Source organism: Streptomyces akebiae (genome assembly GCF_019599145.1).
In the GTDB taxonomy this organism is placed as follows: Bacteria; Actinomycetota; Actinomycetes; order Streptomycetales; family Streptomycetaceae; genus Streptomyces; species Streptomyces akebiae.
Map to the genome: position 1 here is coordinate 2,524,385 of NZ_CP080647.1, position 21,230 is coordinate 2,545,614.

Consider the following 21,230-nt stretch of genomic DNA (forward strand, 5'->3'; position numbering starts at 1 on the left):
TGCCGAGGTCGAGGAGGACGTCGACGGGGCACCTCGACGGAAGTCGATCGAGCAGGTCAAGGACTTCCGAAGTCATGCTGTCGTTCCACGCACCAGAAGCCCGACCCGCGATCCAGGCCCGTCCTCGCGCCGTTGCGCCACGGCCCCTTGCAGTCGAGGAGGCACTCCTGCCTGCTGTCGGCAGTGGATACTCGGCGCCCCACCGAGCGCGAGACCTTGCTGCGGCCCTCGCCGTCGCTGCGCAGTCACGCGGCGACTTCCCATCGCGCGGCGTCAGCAGTTCCCTGACCGGATACGGCGATCCTGCGGCCTCGTCCAATCCCGCTCCCTCGCACCACAGCCCTGGCCGGCCCCGCATCCCTTGAGACCTGCGCCGAAGAAGATGACCGTAAGTACGGGGAACAAAGGAGCGAGGCTTTCCGGCCAAGCCTACAAGGGAGACGCGTTGACAACGTCAACAGGATGATGTGATGCTCGCAACAGGTGAAGGTATACGCTCCCTACGGAATGTACCCACCTTGTATGCGACGGGTGAGACGGGGAGGGCAAGTGCGCCTGGAGACGGTCGACGGACGGTTCCGGATCATGGGGATCCTGGGCCGCGGGAACATGGGCGAGGTGCACCGGGCCGAAGACCTTCAGGCGGCCGCGGACTCCCCGCACCGGGAAGTCGCCGTCAAGACCGTGCTGCGCAGCCGTACCGGAGTCGCCGTCGACACCTCCGGGTCCGGCAAGGAGATCGACCGCTTCCGCCGCGAAGTGCGGATCATGCGCATGCTCTCCCAGGGCCACCCGAACCTCACCCTGCTGATCGACGGTGGCGTGGACCGGGCGCCGGACGGCAGCGGCCTGCCCTACCTGGCCATGGAGTTGCTGGACGGCCATCCGCTCGCGGACCTCATCGACGAGGAACCTCAGCTGCCGGTCTCCTGGGTCGCCGCCATCGGGGCGCAGCTCGCCGCCGGCCTAGCCGCCGCGCACACCGCCGGGGTCGTCCACCGCGATCTGAAGCCGGCCAATGCGATGCTGACCCGCGACGGCACCATCAAGGTCCTCGACTTCGGCATGGGTTCGGTCGTCGACGATCCCGACCAGACCCGTCTGACCAGTACGGGCGTCAGCGTCGGCACGGCTCGCTACATGGCGCCCGAACAGTTCCGTGCCGAACGGGTCTCCGCGTCGGCCGACCTCTACGCGCTCGGCTGCATCCTGTACGAGCTGCTGATAGGGCGGCCGCCGTTCTCCGCCAGAACCCCCTACGAACTCTCCGAACAGCACCAGCACGAGAAGCCACCGCGGCTCACTCTGGTGCGGCCGGACCTGCCCGCCGAACTGGTCCGGCTGGTGGACCGCCTCCTGGAGAAGGACTCCGAACTGCGGCCCGAGAACGCCGCCCTGGTCCGTGAGACGCTGGTCCCGCTCGCGCTCGCGCCGGACGACACGGCCGCTCTGCTGGCTCCGCACTGGCAGGTGATGGACCCGGTGGCGCGGCTGCGTGCCATGCTCCCCGAGCCTGTCCCGGCCGCCCCCGCACCCGTGCCGCGCAGGGAACCGCGCCTGCCCGAGGCGATGGACGTCTTCGGCATCCATGCCGACCTGATCAGCGAGTACAAGAACTTCACCAAGAGCGCGACGGTGATCCGGGACGCCCGGATCGACAACTTCGTCGAGGAGGACCTGGCGGCGAAGTCGCAATGGCCCGACCCGTGGCTGTCGCTGAATCCGTTCTTCGCCGACGGTGGGCAGGTCACCGACCTCGTGCGCGACGGAATGCTGCACCCGAAGTGCGCGGAGATCTTCCAGGCCGACAAGAAGGAGACCTCGCAGCGCCCGGACGGCCGGCCGCTGACGTTCCACCTCCACCAGCGGCAGGCGATCGAGGCCGCCCAGGCGGGCGACTCCTATGTGCTGACGACCGGCACCGGTTCCGGGAAGTCCCTGTCGTACATCGTCCCGATCGTGAACCACGTACTGAAGGAGCGTCAGGCGGCGGGGCCGGGCGCCGGCGGCCGGGTGCGCGCGATCGTCGTCTACCCGATGAACGCGCTGGCCAACTCGCAGCTGGGGGAGCTGGAGAAGTACCTGCGGCACGGATTCGGCAAGGGCCGCGAGCCGGTCACCTTCGCCCGCTACACCGGGCAGGAGTCCGACGAGGACCGCCGACAGCTGCGCAAGAACCCCCCGGACATCCTGCTGACCAACTACGTGATGCTGGAGCTGATGCTGACCCGGCCGGACGACCGGTCCAGCCTGATCCGCATGGCCGAGGGGCTCCAGTTCCTCGTCTTCGACGAGCTGCACACCTACCGGGGCCGACAGGGCGCGGACGTGGCGTTCCTGATCCGCCGGGTACGTGAGGCCTGCCGCGCGTCCACGACGCTGCAGTGCATCGGTACCTCGGCGACCATGTCCACCGAAGGCTCCTGGGAGGACCAGCGGCGTGAGGTGGCCAGGGTCGCGGGCCGGTTGTTCGGTACGACGGTGCTGCCCAAGCGGGTCATCGGGGAGACCCTGGTCCGGGCGACCGGGGAGGCCCCCGAGTCCGTGCCCGCCGAGCGGCTGCGGGTGCCGGCGGCGCCCCGCTCGTACGAGGCGCTGACGAAGGATCCGCTGGCCCGCTGGGTGGAGTCCCGGTTCGGCCTGGAGCAGGAGGAAGGCACGGGGCGGTTGCGGCGCTGCCCTCCGGGCACTGTCGAGGAGGCGGCGACCGAGCTGGCCGAAGAGTCCGGGGTGCCCGAGGAGAGCGTGCGCGAGGCGATCCGCACGACCCTGGAGGCGGGCGCACAGGCCAAGCACCCGGTGACGGAGCGGCCGCTGTTCGCGTTCCGGCTGCACCAGTTCCTCTCCAAGGGCGACACGGTCTACACGACGCTGGAGGATCCGCTCACCCGGCCGCTGACCCGCACCTACCAGCTGGAGCAGCCGGACAGCGACGGCAAGCCGCTGTTCCCACTGGCGTTCTGCCGCGAGTGTGGCCAGGAGTACCTGACGGTCTGGCGCACCGAGGACGGCGGCGCGTTCCGGTACGAGCCGCGACGGGACACCTCCGCCTCCGGGGGCCGCGCGGGCGAGGGCTACCTGTACCTGGGCATGCCCGGGGAGGACTACGAGTGGCCGGCCGATCCGCAGAAGGCCGTGGACGACAGGCGGTTGCCGGAGTCGTGGCTGGAGCCGGACGCGCAGGGCATGACGGTCGTCAAGAAGTCCTACCGACCGCGTCTGCCCAAACGTGTCGTCGTGGACGCCCACGGAAACGAAGCGGGCGAAGGGCTGGTGGCGGCGTTCGTCCCGGCGCCGTTCCTGTTCTGCGTGCACTGCCAGGTCTCCTACGAGCAGACCCGCGGCCGGGACTTCGCCAAGCTGGCCACCCTGGACCAGGAGGGCCGTTCCTCGGCGACCTCGCTGATCTCCGCGTCGATCGTGAAGTCGCTGCGGGCCGTGCCGGAGGAGAGCCTCAGCAAGGAAGCGCGCAAGCTTCTCACCTTCGTCGACAACCGACAGGACGCCTCGCTCCAGGCCGGGCACTTCAACGACTTCGCTCAGGTGACCCAGTTGCGTGGCGCCCTCTACCAGGCGGCTGTGCGTTCCGGTGAGGAAGGGCTGAACCACGACGACCTCGCCGAGGCCGTGACCGAGGTGATGGGCCTGACACCCCGCGAGTACACGGACGGCGCGGACCTGACTCCTGCCATGGAGCGCCGGGCGGTGAAGGCCTTCCGGGACGTCGTCGGATACCGCCTCTACCGCGACCTGGAGCGCGGCTGGCGCATCACGATGCCGAACCTGGAGCAGACGGGACTGCTACGGATCGACTACGAGGACCTGGACTGGCTCGCCGCCACCGACGAGCGCTGGCAGTCCGCGCACGCCGTGCTGCGCGACGCCGATCCGGCGCTGCGCGAGGAGATCGCCCGTACGCTGCTCGACTTCATGCGCCGGGCTCTGGCCATCGACGTGCAGTACTTCCGCGACGACTTCGACACCCTTCAGCGGGCGAGCGAGGAGCGGCTGACCGGGGCGTGGGTGCTGAGCGAGAGCGACCGGCCGGTCGTCGGAACCGCCTACCCGTACGGCTCACGACCGGGTATGGAACGCTCCGCGCTGTTCCTGTCGGCCCGCGGCAAGTTCGGCAAGTACCTGCGGCGCAACATGCCCGAGCTGCGCGAGGCGTCCGTGAGCCTGGACGACGTCCAGTCCGTCATCGAAGACCTGCTGAAGGTGTTGCGCGACGCCGACCTGGTGCGCGAGGTGGACGCGACCCCCGAGTCCTCCGGTCCGGCCTACCGCCGCCGTGCGGCGCAGAAGCGCACCGGCTACCGGGTGTCCGCCGCCCACCTGATCTGGCGTGCGGGGAACGGTGAACGCGGCGCGGTCGACCCGCTCGCGCGCACCTACAGCAGCGGAGAGGGCCCGCGCGTCAACCCGTTCTTCCGGGACCTGTACCGGGCCGCGGCGGCCGAGCTGGCCGGTCTGTTCGCACGGGAGCACACCGCTCAGGTCCTTCCGGAGGACCGGCTGGAGCGCGAGGAGCAGTTCCGGCAGGCCAAACTGCCTCTGCTGTACTGCTCGCCGACGATGGAGCTCGGCGTCGACATCTCCTCGCTCAACGCCGTGATGATGCGCAATGTCCCGCCGACCCCGGCGAACTACGCACAGCGCTCGGGCCGGGCGGGCCGTTCCGGTCAGCCCGCGCTGGTGACGACGTACTGCGCGACCGGCAACAGCCACGACCAGTACTACTTCCGCCGCTCCCAGGACATGGTGTCGGGCCAGGTGGCCCCGCCGCGGCTGGACCTGGCCAACGAGGATCTGGTCCGCTCGCATCTCCAGGGCATCTGGCTGGCGGAGACCGGCATGAAGCTGGGCACCGCGATCCCGGAGGTCGTCGATGTCGCCTACGACCCCGACGGCGACGACCGCCCCGACCCGCTGATGCCGCTGCCGCTCCGCTCCGAGATCCTCACCCTGTCCCTGGACGAGGACGCCCGTACACGCGCGGCCGCCACCGCCCGTACCGTCCTCGCCCCGCTGATCGCGGACTTCGAGTCGACCACCTGGTGGTACGACGAGTGGATCGAGGACCGGATCGAGCGGGCTCCGCAGGAGTTCGACGCCTCCTTCGACCGGTGGCGGGATCTGTTCCGGGCGGCCGTCATCGACCAGTACGAGCAGAACAAGCGCGTCGTCGACCACACCCTCACCCAGGGCGAGCAGAGCCGGGCGCGCAGCCGCCGCCGGGAGGCCGAGACGCAGACGAACCTGCTGCTGAACCGCTCCACCGACAACAAGTCGGTGATGAGCGACTTCAATCCGTACCGCTATCTGGCGTCCGAGGGGTTCCTGCCGGGCTACAGCTTCCCGCGGCTGCCGCTGGCCGCGTACATCCCGCGCTCCGGCAACCGTCGCAACGCCGACGGCGACTATCTCCAGCGTCCGCGGTTCCTCGCGATCCGCGAGTTCGGCCCCGGCGCGCTCATCTACCACGAGGGCGCCCGCTATCAGGTCACGCGGGTTCAGCTGCCGCCGGACGCCTCGGGCGATCTGGCGACGGCGGAGGCCAGGCGCTGCGACGGCTGCGGTTACCACTACGTCGTCAAGCCCGGCTCCGACACGTGCACGATGTGCGGAGAGGAGCTGCGCGGCAAGCGCACGGGCCTGCTCCACCTGCACACGGTGTACACCACGCCGCGCGAGCGGATCTCCTCCGACGAGGAGGAGCGCCGCCGGGCCGGTTTCCGCCTGGAGACCTCGTACGCGTTCCAGGACCACGGCGCCCGCAAGGGACGCCTCACCTCGCATGTCGCCGACGCCGACGGGGCGCCCGTCCTCGACCTGGACTACGGCGACTCGGCGACCGTGCGCATCACCAACCTCGGCCGCGTCCGCGACAAGGAGGGCGAGCCGGACGGCTACTGGCTGGACCTGGGCGACGGCCGCTGGCTCAACGACCGGGCCGCGGCGGACGCCATCGAGGGCACCGGCATGCCGGTGGTCGACGATGACGGCAACGAGAAGCGCCGCAAGAAGCGGGTGCTCCCGTTCGTGGAGGACCGCCGCAACATCCTCGTGGTCACCCTGGAGGAGCCGCTGCCCGAGCCGGTGGCGCTGTCGTTCCTGTACGCGCTGGAGCGGGGCATCGAGGCGGCGTTCGAGCTGGAGGACTCCGAACTGACCGCGGAGCTGCTGCCGCCGGACGAGGGGCCACGCCGCCGCATGCTGTTCACGGAGGCCGCCGAGGGCGGCGCCGGTGTGCTGCGCCGGATCCAGCACGACAGGGACGCTCTCGCCAAGGCCGCCGAAACCGCCCTGGACATCTGCCACTTCGACCCGGAGACCGGCGACGACGAGGGCGGACCGGCGGACGGCGAGAGGTGCGCCCGCGGCTGCTACGCCTGTCTGCTGACCTACGCCAACCAGACCCACCACCGTCAGCTGAGCCGGCATGCCGCCCAGCCGCTGCTGGTGCGGCTGGCCGCCTCCCGCACCGAGCGGGAGGACCGTGGCGAGTCCCGCAGCGAGCGGTTCCGCAGGCTGGCCCCGGCGGCCTCGCCGACCCCGGTGGAGGCGGACCTCGCGGAGCTGGTCGCGCAGGGTGACCTGTTGGGCTGGCTGAGGGCGAAGGGCTATCGGCTGCCGGACGAGGTGGACGTCCTCGTCCCGGAGGCCGGGGCCTGCCCCGACCTGGTCTTCCGCCTGGACGGCGCCAACCTCGCCGTGTTCGTCGACGTCCCCGGCCACGCCGCCGACTCCACCCGTGACGTCGAGGCCGGGTACCGCCTGGAGGACGCGGGCTGGGACGTCCTGCGCTTCCCGGCGGACACTGACTGGGACGCCATCGCGGACCGCAACGCCGCCTACTTCCATCTCCGTTGACCGCCTCGCCCCCTCTCGACCTCCTCTCGACCTCTAGGAACTGAGACATCCCATGAGCCTCACGTACACAGCCGGCTCCCTGGTCGCCGCCCGTGGCCGGGAATGGGTGGTGCTGCCCGAGAGCGCCCCCGACATGCTGGTGCTGCGCCCCCTGGGCGGGAGCGAGGACGACATCGCGGCCGTGTTCCCCACCTTCGAGGAGGTGCGGCCGGCCGAGTTCGCGGCGCCGAGCCCGGCCGACCTGGGCGACCAGCGGGCCGCCGGTCTGCTCCGTACGGCGCTGCGCATCGGGTTCCGCTCGGGTGCGGGCCCGTTCCGTTCACTGGCGTCAATAGCGGTGGAGCCCAGGGCGTACCAGCTGGTCCCGCTGCTGATGGCCCTGCGGCAGCGCACGGTACGGCTGCTGATCTCGGACGACGTGGGCATCGGCAAGACGGTCGAGGCGGGTCTGATCGCCAAGGAGCTGCTCGCCCAGGGCGAGGCGACCCGGCTGGCAGTGCTCTGCTCCCCCGCCCTGGCCGAGCAGTGGCAGGGCGAGCTGCGGGAGAAGTTCGGTATCGACGCCGAACTGGTCCTGGCCTCCACGGTGTCGCGCCTGGAGCGCGGCCTGGAGCTGGGCCAGTCCCTGTTCGACAAGCACTCCTGCACGATCATCTCGACGGACTTCATCAAGTCGACCCGCCACCGCGAGGACTTCGTACGCAACTGCCCCGACCTGGTGATCGTCGACGAGGCCCACGCCTGCGTGGCGGCCGACGACACCACGCAGGGCGGCACGTCGTCCGCCGCGAACCAGCTCCGGTACGAGCTGCTGCGCAGGGTCTCCGCCAAGGCCGACCGGCACCTGCTCCTGCTGACCGCGACCCCGCACTCCGGCAAGGAGTCCGCGTTCCGCAACCTGCTCGGCCTGGTGCGTCCAGAACTCGCCACGCTGGACCTGGAGTCCCCGGCGGGGCGCGCGAAGCTCGCCGAGCACTTCGTGGCCCGCAAGCGCGCCGACGTCCGCGACTATCTCACCAAGGAGGACGGCCTCGCCGACGACTCCCTGGCCGAGCGGACCGCCTTCCCGTCCGACCGCTGGACCAAGGACGAGCCGTACAAGCTGACGCCCGCCTACCGGGCGCTGCTCGACGACGCCATCGCCTATGCGCGGGACCGCGTCACGGAGGCCGGGGAGCAGGGCAAGCGTGAGGCCCGGATCGCCTGGTGGTCGGTGATCGCGCTGCTGCGCTCGATGGTGTCCTCCCCGGCGGCGGCCGCGCAGACCCTGAAGACGCGTTCGGAGTCCGCCACCGCCCGCACCGCGCAGGAGGCGGACGCGCTTGGTGCCCCGGTGGCGGCCGACTCCGCCGAGAACGACCGGCTGGAGGGCATGGACGTGGCGCCGGGCGCCGCCGAGTCGGAGGAGGCGGGTGCCCGGCTGCTCGAACTCTCCCAGCGGGCGGCGCAGTTGATGGGTCCGGCCGAGGACGCGAAGCTGAAGGCGCTCACCCGGCATCTGAAGGGCCTGATCGCCGACGGCTACCACCCGATCGTCTTCTGCCGTTACATCCCCACCGCCGAGTACCTGGCCACGCAGCTGGAGGGCAAGCTCGGCAAGAAGACGAAGATCGCCGCGGTGACGGGCACCCTCTCCCCGCAGCAGCGTCTGGAGCGCATCGAGCAGCTCGCCGCCGAGTCCGCCGCAGCGGGCGCGGAGACCGGCGACCCGGCCGTCCGCCGGGTGCTGATCGCCACGGACTGCCTCTCCGAGGGCGTCAACCTCCAGCACCACTTCGACGCCGTGGTCCACTACGACCTCGCCTGGAACCCGACCCGCCACGACCAGCGCGAAGGCCGCGTCGACCGCTACGGCCAGAAGCGCGACCAGGTCCGTGTCATCACCATGTACGGCGAGGACAACGGCATCGACGGCAAGGTCCTGGAGGTGCTGTTCAAGAAGCACCGGCAGATCAAGAAGGACCTGGGCATCTCCGTCTCCGTCCCCGACGAGACCGCCTCCGGTGTCACCGACGCCGTCGTGGAGTGGCTGCTGCTGCACGGGCGGCAGGGCAGCCAGGAGAGCCTGTTCGACCTGGGCGGCCACCAGGAGTCGTTGGACCGTATCGAGCGCGAGTGGAACTCGGCCGCCGAGCGGGAGAAGACCTCCCGCTCCAAGTACGCCCAGCGCGCCATCCACCCGGAGGAGGTGGCCCGAGAGGTCACCGCCGTACGGGCCGCGCTCGGCGGCGCCGACGAGGTGCGCGGTTTCGCCCTGGAGGCGCTGCGCGATCTGGACGCCCTCGTCCGCGAACCTCGCGACGGCAACGGCGACTTCACCGCTCAGGCCGGCGGCGCCCCGGCCGGCCTGCGCGACGCGCTGGCCGCCACCCTCGGCGGACGGCTGATCGAGGAGGACCGGGAGATCCCGTTCCGTACGACACCGGCGATCGCCCGCGGCGAGGCGGCGCTGGTCCGCACCGACCCGGCGATCGGCGCCATCGCCTCGTACGTCCTGGACTCGGCGCTCGACGCGAACACCCCGGGCCCCCGCCCGGCCCGCCGCTGCGGCGTGGTGACCACGAACGCGGTCGGCATCCGCACGACGCTCCTCCTGGTCCGCTACCGCTTCCACCTCACCCTGCCCTCCCGTACCGGCGAGCGGCAGCTGGTCGCGGAGGACGCCCGGCTGCTCGCCTACGAGGGGATGCCGTCGCGCGCCCGCTGGCTGGACGACGACGCTGCCGCCGCGCTCCTCTCGGCCCGCGCCGCCGCCAACACCCACGAGCAGCTCGCCCGCAACCAGATCACCCGCGCCCTGGACGGCCTGCCGGACCTGTCCGCGCACCTCACCGAGTACGGCACGCGCCTGGCCGCCGAGCTCGACGCCTCGCACCGCCGCGTCCGCAAGGCCAACGAGGAGATCGTCCGCGGCCTGAAGGTCGTCCCGCAGGAGCCGGCCGACGTCCTCGGCGTGTACGTCTACCTGCCGCAGCAGCCCGTTCCCACCATGACCGGAGCCGAAGCCTGATGTCCGCCGCCACCCGCACCGCCCTGGCCTTCACCTCCGTCACCACGGTCGGCGGCCTGCTCCCCGCCGACATGCTGCTGCGCATCGCCGAGGCGCGGAACCTGCCCGGCACCAAGTCCGCCGACTACGGCCTGCCCGCCTCCGTCCCCGTGCGCGACGAGGCCGAGCGCGCCTGGGAGTACCTCAAGCCGCTCTGGCGCGACCTGCGCACGGCCCTGCCCTCGGACCCGACGACGGGGGCGCCCGCCGCCGACCCGACCGGCCGGGCCGGGACGGACTGGCTCGCCCAGCTCTTCCGCAAGCTGGACTTCGGCGCGCTGACGGAGGTCGGGGCGGCGGGCATCCCGGCCGACTCGGACCCGGAGAAGCGGTTCCCGGTCTCCCACCGCCACGGCCCGGCGCTGGTCCATCTGGTGCCGTGGAACCAGGAGTTGGACAAGCGCCCGGCAGCCGGCCAGGTCCCGGCCCAGTCCATGCTCCAGGACTGCCTCAACCGCACCGAGGCCCACCTGTGGGCGGTCCTCACCAACGGCCGCCGCCTGCGCCTGCTGCGCGACTCGTCGTCCTTCTCCACGGCCGCCTACGTCGAGTTCGACCTGGAGGCGTTGTTCGACGGTGAGCTGTTCAGCGAGTTCGTGCTGCTGTACAGCCTGCTGCACGCGTCGCGGTTCGAGGTGCCGGAGGGGGCGGCGGCTGCGGGGTGCTGGCTGGAGAAGTGGCGTGCGGAGGCCGTCACTTCGGGGGCGCGGGCGTTGGATCAGCTGCGGCTGGGGGTGCAGAACGCGCTGACGGTGCTTGGTACCGGGTTCCTTCGGCATCCGGAGAACGTCCGGCTGCGGGAGGACGTCGACCCGAAGGCGCTTCGGGACGCTCTGCTGCGGCTCGTCTACCGTCTGCTGTTCGTCTTCGTGGCCGAGGACCGCGATGCGCTGCTCGACCCCGATGCCGGTGAGCGGCAACGGGAGGCGTACGAGCGGTACTTCTCCTCGGCGCGGTTGCGTGAGCGGGCCCGGCGGCGGCAGGGCACGGCTCATGGTGATCAGTACGAGGCTCTACGGATCGTCCTCGACGCCCTGGGAACGGAGGGTGGCCGTCCGGAGCTGGGCCTGCCGGGCCTCGGCGGCTTGTTCTCCCACAAGGAGGCCGACGCGCCGCTGGACGGCCTGAAGCTGTCCAACGAGTCACTGCTCGCTGCCGTACGGCACCTCGCGCAGGTCCGCGACCCGGGCGCGCGGCGCTGGCGGGCGGTGGACTACCGGCACCTGGATGCCGAGGAACTGGGCTCGGTGTACGAGTCCCTGCTGGAGTTGGAGCCGAAGCACTCGGCGACGGACCGCTCGTTCGAGTTGATCGAGGTGGCGGGCAACAGCCGTAAGACGACGGGAAGTTACTACACCCCGTCCTCGCTCATTGAGTGCCTGCTGGACACGACACTCGACCCGGTCATAGACGACGCGGTCAAGCGAGGCGAGCAGCGGGCGACCGAGGCCGGTCGTACCGACCCGGCCGACGACATCGTCGATGAGCTGCTGTCGCTTACGGTGTGCGACCCGGCTTGTGGGTCCGGGCACTTCCTGGTTGCTTCGGCGCGCCGTATCGCCAAGCGGGTGGCGTCGGTGCGGGAGCGCAACCCTGAGCCGACGGTCGATGCGATGCGGCATGCGTTGCACGAGGTTGTCGCGCGGTGCATTTACGGCGTCGACCTCAACCCCATGGCCGTGGAGCTGGCCAAGGTCTCGCTGTGGATCGAAGCCATGGAGCCGGGGAAGCCGCTCGGGTTCCTGGACGCCCATGTCAAACACGGGAACGGCTTGATCGGGGCGACGCCGAAGCTGCTGGCGGACGGTGTTCCGGACGACGCCTTCAAGCCGATCGAGGGTGATGACCGGAAGTATGCGGCTGGGCTCGTCAAGCGGAACAAGGCCCAGCGGGGTGGGCAGGACGAGCTTCTGTTTGATGCGGATGCTCTGCCCGGCAACGAGCGTTACGCCGCTGAGTTGGCCCGGATCACCGCTGCTCCGGCCAACTCCCTGAAGCAGGTGCGGGCGCAGGAGTCCGCGTATCAGGCGTACGTGGAGTCGAGCGCGTATGTGCAGGACCTGCATGCCGCTGACGCGTGGTGTGCCGCGTTTGTGTGGCCCAAGCATGAGGGGGCGCCGGAGGCGCCGACGGACCAGGTGTTTCGGGCGCTGCGTGGTCGTGACAAGTCTGTGGTGCCGGACAGTACGCATGAGGAGATTCTGCGGCTTCGGTATCAGTACAGCTTCTTTCACTGGCACTTGGAGTTTCCGGAGGCTTTCTCCGTCCCGGAGTCGGGGGTTGGGGTTCAGCGGGGTACGGGCTGGGCTGGGGGGTTCGATGCGGTGGTGGGGAATCCGCCTTGGGAGCGGGTGAAGCTTCAGGAGCAAGAGTTCTTTGCTCAGCGGGATCCGCGGATTGCTGAGGCCAAGAACGCGGCGGCCCGGAAGAGGCTCATTGCCGAACTGCGGGACGATCCTGACGGCGCGCGCCTGTACGCCGAGTTCGAGGCTGCCAAGCGCCGCTCGGAGGGCGAGAGTCACTTCCTGCGCACCAGCGTCCGATTCCCGCTGACGGGGCGGGGTGACATCAACACGTACGCCGTGTTCACGGAAACCGACCGCATGCTGACGGGGCCGCGCGGCCGGACGGGCGTGATCGTTCCGACGGGAATCGCTACGGATGCGACGACGCAGTTCTTCTTCAAGGACTTGGTCGAGCGAGGGTCCTTGGCCAGCTTGTTCGAGTTCGGAAACGAAGAAAAGCTTTTCGCCGCGGTCAAGGACTACGTGCGCTTCGTCCTCCTCACGATGCGCAGCCAGGGCGCCCCTGACGCCCCCATCTCCATGGTTGCCAAGGTCCGCCAGGTTGCGCAGATCGCCGACCGCGCGTACACCCTGACCTCGCGCGACATCCTCCGCGTCAACCCGAACACGGGGACGTGTCCCATCTTCTCGTCCCGTCGGGATGCAGACATCACGCTCGGCATTTACCGCCGAGTACCAGTCCTGATCAACGAGACGAATGAAGTGGGCGGGAACCCCTGGGACATCTCGTTCACGCGCATGCTCGACATGTCGAACGACTCCCACCTGTTCCGCCCCGCCGCCCAGAACGGCGAGACCTTCGACGATCTCCTCAAAGCAGGATGGACCCTCGACGCCAACGTTCTCACCCGTGGCAATGAGCGCCTGCTCCCGCTGTACGAGGCGAAGATGCTGCACCACTACGACCACCGCTTTTCCACGTACGAGGACGCCACGGAGAAGCAACTCAACGAGCGCACCCTTCCCCGCTTTACCGTGGACCAGCACCAGGACGCCTCCGCCGTACCGCTGCCTCGCTACTGGGTGCCGGAACAGGATGTTCCGACTGGCGAAGTCGACAAGAACGGCAAGCCCGTTATGGAGCCTGGCGTCCGCAGCCGTCTGGCCGCCAAGGGGTGGAACCGGGAGTGGCTCTTCGGCTGGCGTGACATCGCCCGGGCCAGCGATGAACGCACCCTGATCACGGCAGCTGCTCCGGCCCACGGCTTCGGCCACCCTTATCCTCTGGCCCTCCCCGCCCTGCCGAGCCACGCTCCGCTGCTTTCCGCAGTCTGGTCGTCCATGGCTTGCGACTACGCCGTTCGCCAGAAGATCGGCGGCACGCACCTCACCTACGGCTACGTCCAGCAGGTTCCGGTCCCCACTCCCGACCAGCTCGCGCCCCACGCAGAGTTCGTCACCACGCGCATCCTCGAACTCACCTACACCGCAAACGACATACGCCCGTTCGCTAGCGACCTCGGTGACACCGGCGCCCCCTTCCAGTGGGACGAGGACCGCCGCGCCATCATCCGCGCCGAACTGGACGCCCTCTTCTTCCACCTCTACGGCATCACCCGCGATGACACCGCGTACATCCTTGACACCTTCAACGTCACCCGCGACAACGACATCAAGGCGCACGGCGAGTACCGCACCAAGAACCTGATCCTCGCCGAATACGACCGCATGGCCGCCGCCGGCCTCACCCTGGAGAACCCGCTCACCGAGGGCGAGTCCGGCACCTACCGCTCCACCCTCACCCCGCCCCCGGGCCACGGCCCCAGGCACCCCGCCTGAGGCCCGATCCCTCTCCGTTCGAGGGCCTGTGCGGGCCCGCCCACCGTGCCTGGGCCCGCACTTGAGGAGTTGAGCACCACATGAACCCGTACAACACTCCAGCCCCGTCCCGCCCCTGGTGGAAGACCACACCGGCCGTGCTCGGCGTCCTCGCACTGGTCGCCCTGCTCGGCGCGTTCAGCTTCGCCCTGGGTTTCCTCGTGATGATCGCCGCCATGGTGGCCGTATGGGTGCTGCCACCGTGGCGCTGGTTCGCCAGGCTCGGCGCGACGTTCGGAGCCTTTGTGCTCCTGACGGTCGGCGCGGCCCTGGGTGGACAGCTCGACGACAGCGGGACAGGCAAGTCCGACGCCAAGTCAGCGGGCGCGGGCGGGGCAAGCACCGAATCCGTCTCGGCATCCCCGGCCGCGTCCACGTCCAAGCCCGCCAAGGCCGCTGACTATGTCGGCCAGCGACTGGACAAGGCCGAGAAGCAGGCCCGCTCCGCCGGCTACACCGCTGCCCACCATGACGCGGCCGACGAGGATCGCACGATCGTCCTGAGGTCCGGATGGACCGTGTGCTTCCAGAAGGCCGACACGGCCGCGATGAACATCGGCTTCGCGGCCGTCAAGAGTGCTGAGCCGTGCCCTGCGAAGGACGGTGGCCCGCTCCCGTGGCCGAAGATGCCGGACGTCGTCGGAGCCACCTACAACACGGCCGTCGAGGATCTGAAGCAGGCCGGTATCGACCTCGACCGCGTCACGCTCGACGACGTCTACCTCGACATCGACACTCCGACCGCCGAGGAGGCCGCGGAGGACGGCGACGAGTGGCGGGTGTGCTTCCAGTCCCCGGACGAAGGAACCAAGGTCGACTCCGCCACCACGGTCCGCCTCGACCTGGGCGAGTGGACCGACGCCGACCTCATCCAGCATTGCCCGTCGGCGAAGGACACGACCTACAAGATCACCGCCAACGATCCCGACTACGACAACGACACCACCGAAGGCAGCGGTTCGGCCGACGGTGGCTCCTCGTCGTCCTCCGGCGGTTCCACCGGCGGCGGCAGCAGCGTAGGCACGGTCCACCCCGGCTCGTTCTGCTCCCCGCGCGGAGCGACCGGCGTCACCGAAGCAGAAACCCCCATGGTCTGCGGCCCCGGCTCCGACGGCCGCAACCGCTGGCGTAGCGCCTGACCCTCGTCGCGTCCCCCGTCACCAGGAGCCCCGTTGCCGTACGCAGAGGAAGACTCGCGCAAGGTACAGACCGCAGTCGTCGGCCGGGCCGAGTCGGACTGGCCGGTGTTCCTGCCGTACGACCCTGACGACTTCGACCGGTTCATGCGGAGTCGGAGGCGCGATGACTTCAAGAAGGGCCGCTTCTCGCACCGGCCACCCGTGAACTGCCGCCGCACGGAGACCAGTGAGGACAGCAACGATCACCTCTACATCGGGCGGGCTGTCGCCGACTGGCTGAAGCAGCAGGGGCAGCAGGGGCAGCAGGGGCAGCAGGCGGTGCGTCCCGTCTACAAGCCCAAGGGACACCAGGTCCGCGATGCCGTCGCAGCAGTGCAGCGGATCGGCATGTACTACCCGTAACTCCCGGTCCTTAGAGAGCTCGATTGGGTACGCGTAGGGTTCGCCGGTAGCCAGTGTTCGTTGCACGCTGTTACGCGGAAGGACCCATAGGAGGCGCGGCATCAGCCGGTGTGAGTGCCTGACTATAGATGAATAGGAGTGCTATGTCTGGGCCCCGGATGCTGAAGGAGCAGGAACTCGAACCCGAGGTGGATTTCTACGGGATGTGCCTACAGGATGCGGATTCTGTCCAGGTTGCGTATCCAGGCGGCCGAGTCATGGACGAGGGCGTGTTTTTGACCGCTCACCCTGGACGGGTTGATATCGAGAGTGCTGGTCATACTCACACACCGACGATGACCGCCCAGGTCTGGGACGGTGAACCGCCCGTTGACACAAGTCGCGTGTGGGACCAACAGGCCGAGACCACTGTGCGGTCCGCGACGGGCACCCTGCAGGTGTGGGCGGTGGCGTACGGCCCGATCGAGGATGTGATCGAACTGGGGGCTTCCGACCGGGACTGGTATGTGCGGGTCTACTGCTCCGGCCGCGATGAGGTGGTTCGCGTCATCGAGGAGGAAGGAATTGCCGAGGGCGTCGAGCGCTACCTCGTGCAGTTTTGGCCCCAGTCGGCATGAGAACCGCCCTGGGGGCCTTCGCCCCCAGGGCCTTGCCTGGCACTCGCTCCGCTATTTGATGGTGACGTAGAAGCCGTCGTCGTCGCCGTCGAGTATGCGGTTGACCGTCATGAACTGACCGAGAAGGTTGCCGGCGTTACCGTTGTCCTTCTTCGCCAGGGGCCGGACGGAGAAGTTGTTCTTCGGGGCGGAAGGCTCGTACGTGTTCTGGGCGCAGCCCTCATAGGTGGTTGCGAAGGGGTACTCGTCGCACTCCTTCCCGCCCTTGGCGTAGTCCTTGCCGAACACCTTCTTGCACGCGCTCACCGCGGTCGAACGGTTCTTCTTGCGTCGTGCGTTGTCGTGGTAAAGCCGGTGCAGAGGCGACTGCGCGCTCGACCCAGGAACCTTCTTGCTGGCGTTGGCCGGCTTGGTGCTGCCCGGTTTGGTGAAAGCGGTCTTTATGTGGTTGGCGACTGCTTTCTCCGGAGAGCCCGCCTTGGTGCTGTAGACGAGCGGGACGAGATAGGTGAAAACCGCACCACCCTGGGCTGACTTGGGGAGATACGAAGCCTTGTCCCACCGCGGCGGCAGGAAGAACAGCGTTCCGCTCAGTTCCCCTGCCGCCGTATAGCCGGGAGGCGGGGTGATCACAGCCGACGCTTCGAAGACAGAGGCGACGGCGTCGGCGGGCTTGGACCCTTGTCCTGCGGCAGCCTTCAGGACACGCGTGAATCCCGCAGGCTGCTGAGCGGCGATGACATCGAAGCTCCGAGCCCCAGGCACCGCACCGGTCTGGGTGACCTTCGCGGTCTTCGGCCACACCTGGGGTATTTTCACCGACGGCTTGATCATCATGGCCGACGTCGGCACGGCACCAGTCTTCTGCATCTTGGTGAAGTACTGGGTGATGCGTACGTCGCGGCTGTCCTTCGCTATCGTCCCGACCGACAGGTAGACGAACTGGGTCTCACCCACGGGGCGGCCGTTCTGCGACCACACGGTGAAGAACACCGCACCGGAGCAGGAAGCGAAACGCGATTTGAAGAAGAACTTCTTGTCCGTGCCCAAGCCCTTGATGCATTCCTGAGGTGTCATCGTACGGGCGGGCTCGGGATAGGTCACCGGCGGATCCGCCACCGCGGATCGCTGGTCGCTGACGCGGCCGTACGTGGCCGCCGGACCGACAACCTCCGGCGCATGCTCGGAACCAGCGAACGCTTCACGCTCCTTGACGAGCAGGTCTTTACTCCCCGCCCGCTGAAGATCGGACAGTGAGGGAAGCCGCGTTCCCACCGGCAGGACACTCGTGTGCATTTCTCTGCTTTGCGATGCGGCCGCAGCCGGTGACGCCACCGGCAGAACAGCAGCCGCCAGAACGCCAATCGCCGCAGTGACGGAAAAAGTTCGACGAAACGTCACTTCATAGTCCCCGTTCACCTGATGAGGCTGCACACCCGCAACACCCCCGTGGAACAGTCGGCACGGAGACTCATCCGGCGCGCAGCAAAGGATGACGACAGTCCCCGGGGGCTCAGGCCCACCCGGGAGCGCCACACTCTCATCGAACACACGCGCTAATCAAGGCGATTTGAGCCAACTGCGCACCGCGGCGTGGTTGACGGGCAATAGGCCACAAGCAGTAGCCCCCATCTACGTGAGCGGGCAGCCTCGCGCGGGCATGACGGACGGTTACGGAATCCCGCTGGGGTGGTCCTGGCCGGAGCCAACTGCCCACGACTCGCCGCTGCTCGCCCTGGCTCTGGACCTGCTGGACGACTTCCGCCCGGCAACGACTCGGGCAGGATCCACAACACCCGCGACACGCGCGCGGACTACGGGGCCGGATCACGTACAAGGGCGAGAAAGTCCTCATCCAGGCCGCCCAGGGCTCGCGGAGCGCACCCATGCCTGACAGAACGCCGTCAATCGACTCACACGTATGTCATGAACGCCGCACCAGCGCCATCAATGCCTTCTTCGACCTCGCGGCCGCCGACAATGAGGTGCTGTTGATGCGCCATCTGGTGAGGCTGGTCCGGGAGCAGCATCAGGTCGTCGACGAACAGCTCGCTCACCTTTTCGACATCGACCGCGCCGAGGTGTGGCGACGCCTGGACGCCGAGTCAGGGGGTACGAGGGACCTCCTCGACGTGGCCAACCGGGTGGCCGCCGTGGACGGTGACGTCAACGGACGCGAGAGAGCTGTCATCTCCGAGCTTCAAGGTCGCTGCCATCGAGGCTGACATCGTCATACGCCTCCTCCCACAAGCGCGGCCACAGACAGGTGACCGTCGCAAGGTGGAGGGGTAGCGGACGCCGATGGCTTCGGCGGCGACTACGCGGTGCCCCGCCCGCCCCGCCCGCACCCCCGAAGTCGGCGGGCGACACACACCGCTCAGTGCCCCGGCGAAATCCGCATGAACCGCGCCCAGCCAGACGACGGCGGCGAACAGCGCCCCCGCGAACCTCTACACGACTGCCGCCATGCGCTGTAGCCGCACCTCAACCCGGCGAGCCCCGTCCCGCCGATGGTCCACGTCGGCCCCGCCCATACCGTCTCGCCAGTGCGGACCGGGCCGAACACCGTACGTCAGTCGGTGGACTCACCGCTCCCAGGCGCACTGGCGGGCGGCTGCTGGGCAACGAACGTGCCTCGCTGGGGAAGGGTGATCACCCACCCTTCGGAGCGCAGTAGCGCAACGGCCTGCCGCGCGGTGTCCCTGGCGATGCCGTAGTCGGAGACCATCTTCGACTCAGACGGGATCGGGTCCTTCGGTCGGAGTTCGCCGGACTCGATCCTGCCGCGGATAACTCGCGCCACCTGTTTGTAGATGGGTGTCGGATCGAAGCGATCAATTTCCATGACCTGGACGTTAGATATGTTCCATACGCTGCGCATATTGGCAACGTTGTAGACGTCCTAGACGAGGTAGACAAGTTGCCGGTACGGTCCTCATGACGCAAGGACCCCCGCGACGCGGCGAACGTCCGGGGGCATGGCCACCAGCCTCCAAGGAGCTGATGACAGTGAGCATTATCCACACCCTCACGCTGTGGATCCTGGGCGTGCTCGCGCCCGGTACCGGCAGGCGCCGGGCGGACACACGCCCCGCCGGGCGGACCCTCGCGCGTACGCCGGAGGCGCCCCGTGCGACGGTGCCGTGGCCTCCCCTGCGGCGGTCGCCGTACGGCGTCGAAGAGCCGCTGCCCGGCGAGGCGACGGCCGTGGTCCGACCGTACGTCGTTCTCGCTGAGCGGGAGCGCGAGCGGTCGGGTGAGCGGGCGCTGCAGCGGCAGCGCCGTATCGCCATGGTCCTGGCCGCCGACTTCGGCATCGACCTCGACCGGCATGTGGTCGGCGCCGAGGCGGTGGCCTGATGGAGACGGATGAGCGGAGTGAGCCGAGCGAGCGCCCCGAGTCCGTCCCGGGTGGGACGCGTGCGCCGGTGCGTATGTGTGTGCGCTGCTGTGCGATCACCGATACGCCCGTCGTCGTCTCCGAGGTGCACCAGGGCACCGGTCCCGGCTTCACGGTGTACGCGTGCCGGGACTGCGCCCCGCACTTCCCGCGCGTGCCGGATGTGCTGTCGCTGCCGCCGACGTCCCGCCCCAGCGGCGGCGAGCGGTGAGCGCGCGGTGAGGGCGCCGGCCCTCGACCGCGCCCCGGTGCACGAGGTACGCCGCCGGACCCGCGACGCGCCCCGGCCCGGCTCGGCCGGCTTCCCGCCGATCCGGCACTGCCTGTGCCCCTCCCACACGTCGGGCGGTGAGCGATGATCGCCGGAACCCGCCCCGAACCGGGCAAGTCCCGCCTGACCATCAGCACCTACCACCTCGACGGCGACGGGCGCCGGGTCGGCGCGGCGGAGCCGACCGCGTACGCCCCGGGCACGGCCGCCCTCCCGCCGGTGTCCCTCGCATGGCCCCCGTGCCGCTGCCCACGCTGCCGGACCGGCCACGGTCCACGCGGCCTGTAGCGCCTAGCGCCCCCTGCGGACGGCCCGCCGGGGGCCCGTGGACAGCGTCCACGGGCCCCCGGGTCAGCTCAGGGCTTCGATGGCCTGCACGATCAGGGCCCGCGCATCAGCCCCGTACACGGCCAGTTCTGTGAGCCGAGCGAACGCCCGCAGGTACATGTCCAGTTCCCCCGGCGCCGTGACGGTCACCTTCGCGGCGAGCAACTCCACATGGATCCGCGAGTCGTCGAAGACCGTGAACTGCTCCAGCGGCCACATGACCGCCTCCCACGCGGTCGCAGCCAGGCTGATGCCGAGCGACATGGACGGCAGGGACATCGCGGCGAGCAGGTTGCCATCACGCCCTGATCGCCGATCCGGTGATGGAGGACGTTCTCCTCGACCAGGGTCGCGAACCGGTGGTCTCCCTCGTGGATGACGCGCGCGCGACGCATGTCAGCTGCCGGCCACGCTCCCCAACTCACCGCCTCCCCGCTCACCTTCACGCAGCTGTTCCCCTCCTTACGGCGCGGCGCTCGGCTCGCCCGCTGCTCACCATGAGCCAACTCCAGTCCTGGGACGCCCGCAGAACCTCACGGAGCGTCCTGAAATCGTCGGTGCGGAGCTTGCGCGAACGCCGTACTCCCCGGGCGCCTGCCCGGTCACAGCTTTCGGTTGACTCTCTTGTTCGACGCTTCAACCGGTCGCCTTCGCGTCGATGTCACCGACGCACGTGGAGACAGATGGCCGTTGGTTCGCCCCACGAGCGCCGTACCTGGCGCAGCGCTTCACGACGACGGACACGGCCTCTCGCTCGTCGCCGCGCCCGTCGACCACCAGGAGACACTCCCCTGTCCGCCCAGCGGCCAGACCGTGCGGACCGAGCTGGCCTGTCCCGCCTGAAGGGCCACCCCGCGACAACCAGCCACCCCACCCGATCACGCATTGACCTCGCCGCCGCGCCACATCCGGGCTCGATCAGATTCCGGAACGCCGCGGCGTCGAATGCGCGTGGAGATGGAGGTTCGGGCGAGCATGGCAGCAGGGCCAACTGTCACACCTGAGGCCGTACTGCAAAGAAGCGCAAA

General features: G+C 69.2%; 12 protein-coding genes and 1 pseudogene. 10 read left to right on the top strand and 3 right to left on the bottom strand.

The genetic code is table 11. The features are described from left to right. Positions 1–585: 585 nt before the first annotated feature. From K1J60_RS10940 to K1J60_RS10965, 6 genes are all read left to right on the top strand, one after another. Entirely contained in the window at positions 586–6,873 is a 6,288-nt protein-coding gene (locus K1J60_RS10940) for a protein kinase domain-containing protein (protein WP_450167239.1), read from the top strand. Between the two features lie 52 nt (positions 6,874–6,925). Next, positions 6,926–9,883 carry a DEAD/DEAH box helicase gene (locus K1J60_RS10945; protein ID WP_220646050.1) on the top strand — a complete coding sequence of 986 codons (2,958 nt, stop codon included), beginning with the start codon at positions 6,926–6,928 and terminating at the stop codon, positions 9,881–9,883. Beyond that, positions 9,883–14,007 (top strand): Eco57I restriction-modification methylase domain-containing protein, encoded by a 4,125-nt coding sequence (locus K1J60_RS10950; protein WP_220646051.1) that lies wholly within the window; start codon positions 9,883–9,885, stop codon positions 14,005–14,007. Before K1J60_RS10945 ends, K1J60_RS10950 begins: the two co-directional genes overlap by 1 nt. A gap of 80 nt (positions 14,008–14,087) precedes the next feature. Further along, a complete protein-coding gene (locus K1J60_RS10955; protein ID WP_220646052.1) occupies positions 14,088–15,185 on the top strand; it encodes a PASTA domain-containing protein in 1,098 nt (365 codons plus the stop codon). Positions 15,186–15,218: 33 nt separating this feature from the next. Next, positions 15,219–15,587, top strand: coding sequence for a hypothetical protein (locus K1J60_RS10960; protein ID WP_220646053.1), 369 nt, complete (start codon positions 15,219–15,221; stop codon positions 15,585–15,587). Positions 15,588–15,745: 158 nt separating this feature from the next. Continuing rightward, positions 15,746–16,204: a hypothetical protein gene (locus K1J60_RS10965; RefSeq protein ID WP_220646054.1), complete on the top strand. Its 459-nt coding sequence runs from the start codon at positions 15,746–15,748 to the stop codon at positions 16,202–16,204. 51 nt (positions 16,205–16,255) lie between these two features. Here the strand turns inward: K1J60_RS10965 and K1J60_RS45735 are convergent, their stop codons facing one another. Further along, the gene (locus K1J60_RS45735; protein ID WP_259407670.1) at positions 16,256–17,623 is read right to left on the bottom strand and encodes a NucA/NucB deoxyribonuclease domain-containing protein; all 1,368 of its coding nucleotides are present in this window, start codon (positions 17,621–17,623) and stop codon (positions 16,256–16,258) included. A gap of 223 nt (positions 17,624–17,846) precedes the next feature. Here K1J60_RS45735 and K1J60_RS47120 point away from each other — a divergent pair. Continuing rightward, positions 17,847–18,429, top strand: a pseudogene (locus K1J60_RS47120) (hypothetical protein); the annotation flags it as partial. Between the two features lie 347 nt (positions 18,430–18,776). On the opposite strand, the gene K1J60_RS10980 reads toward K1J60_RS47120, so the two are convergent. After that, positions 18,777–19,049 carry a GntR family transcriptional regulator gene (locus K1J60_RS10980; RefSeq protein WP_220646055.1) on the bottom strand — a complete coding sequence of 91 codons (273 nt, stop codon included), beginning with the start codon at positions 19,047–19,049 and terminating at the stop codon, positions 18,777–18,779. A 158-nt stretch (positions 19,050–19,207) separates the two neighbouring features. On the opposite strand from K1J60_RS10980, the gene K1J60_RS10985 reads away from it, so the two are divergent. From K1J60_RS10985 to K1J60_RS10995, 3 genes are all read left to right on the top strand, one after another. Further along, positions 19,208–19,564, top strand: coding sequence for a hypothetical protein (locus K1J60_RS10985; protein ID WP_220646056.1), 357 nt, complete (start codon positions 19,208–19,210; stop codon positions 19,562–19,564). Beyond that, positions 19,564–19,815 (top strand): hypothetical protein, encoded by a 252-nt coding sequence (locus K1J60_RS10990; protein WP_220651998.1) that lies wholly within the window; start codon positions 19,564–19,566, stop codon positions 19,813–19,815. Before K1J60_RS10985 ends, K1J60_RS10990 begins: the two co-directional genes overlap by 1 nt. Positions 19,816–19,959: 144 nt before the next feature. Continuing rightward, the gene (locus K1J60_RS10995) at positions 19,960–20,163 is read left to right on the top strand and encodes a hypothetical protein (protein ID WP_220646057.1); all 204 of its coding nucleotides are present in this window, start codon (positions 19,960–19,962) and stop codon (positions 20,161–20,163) included. Positions 20,164–20,226: 63 nt separating this feature from the next. Here the strand turns inward: K1J60_RS10995 and K1J60_RS11000 are convergent, their stop codons facing one another. After that, positions 20,227–20,481: a hypothetical protein gene (locus K1J60_RS11000; RefSeq protein ID WP_317619707.1), complete on the bottom strand. Its 255-nt coding sequence runs from the start codon at positions 20,479–20,481 to the stop codon at positions 20,227–20,229. Between the last annotated feature and the right edge of the window lie 749 nt (positions 20,482–21,230).

Coding starts and splice junctions, on each gene's coding strand:
- K1J60_RS10965 (WP_220646054.1), top strand. CDS start 15,746: ATGCTGAAGGAGCAGGAACTCGAACCCGAGGTGGATTTCTACGGGATG.
- K1J60_RS10995 (WP_220646057.1), top strand. CDS start 19,960: ATGATCGCCGGAACCCGCCCCGAACCGGGCAAGTCCCGCCTGACCATC.
- K1J60_RS10990 (WP_220651998.1), top strand. CDS start 19,564: ATGGAGACGGATGAGCGGAGTGAGCCGAGCGAGCGCCCCGAGTCCGTC.
- K1J60_RS10945 (WP_220646050.1), top strand. CDS start 6,926: ATGAGCCTCACGTACACAGCCGGCTCCCTGGTCGCCGCCCGTGGCCGG.
- K1J60_RS10955 (WP_220646052.1), top strand. CDS start 14,088: ATGAACCCGTACAACACTCCAGCCCCGTCCCGCCCCTGGTGGAAGACC.
- K1J60_RS10980 (WP_220646055.1), bottom strand. CDS start 19,049: ATGGAAATTGATCGCTTCGATCCGACACCCATCTACAAACAGGTGGCG.
- K1J60_RS10940 (WP_450167239.1), top strand. CDS start 586: ATGGGGATCCTGGGCCGCGGGAACATGGGCGAGGTGCACCGGGCCGAA.
- K1J60_RS11000 (WP_317619707.1), bottom strand. CDS start 20,481: ATGTCCCTGCCGTCCATGTCGCTCGGCATCAGCCTGGCTGCGACCGCG.
- K1J60_RS10950 (WP_220646051.1), top strand. CDS start 9,883: ATGTCCGCCGCCACCCGCACCGCCCTGGCCTTCACCTCCGTCACCACG.
- K1J60_RS10985 (WP_220646056.1), top strand. CDS start 19,208: ATGACAGTGAGCATTATCCACACCCTCACGCTGTGGATCCTGGGCGTG.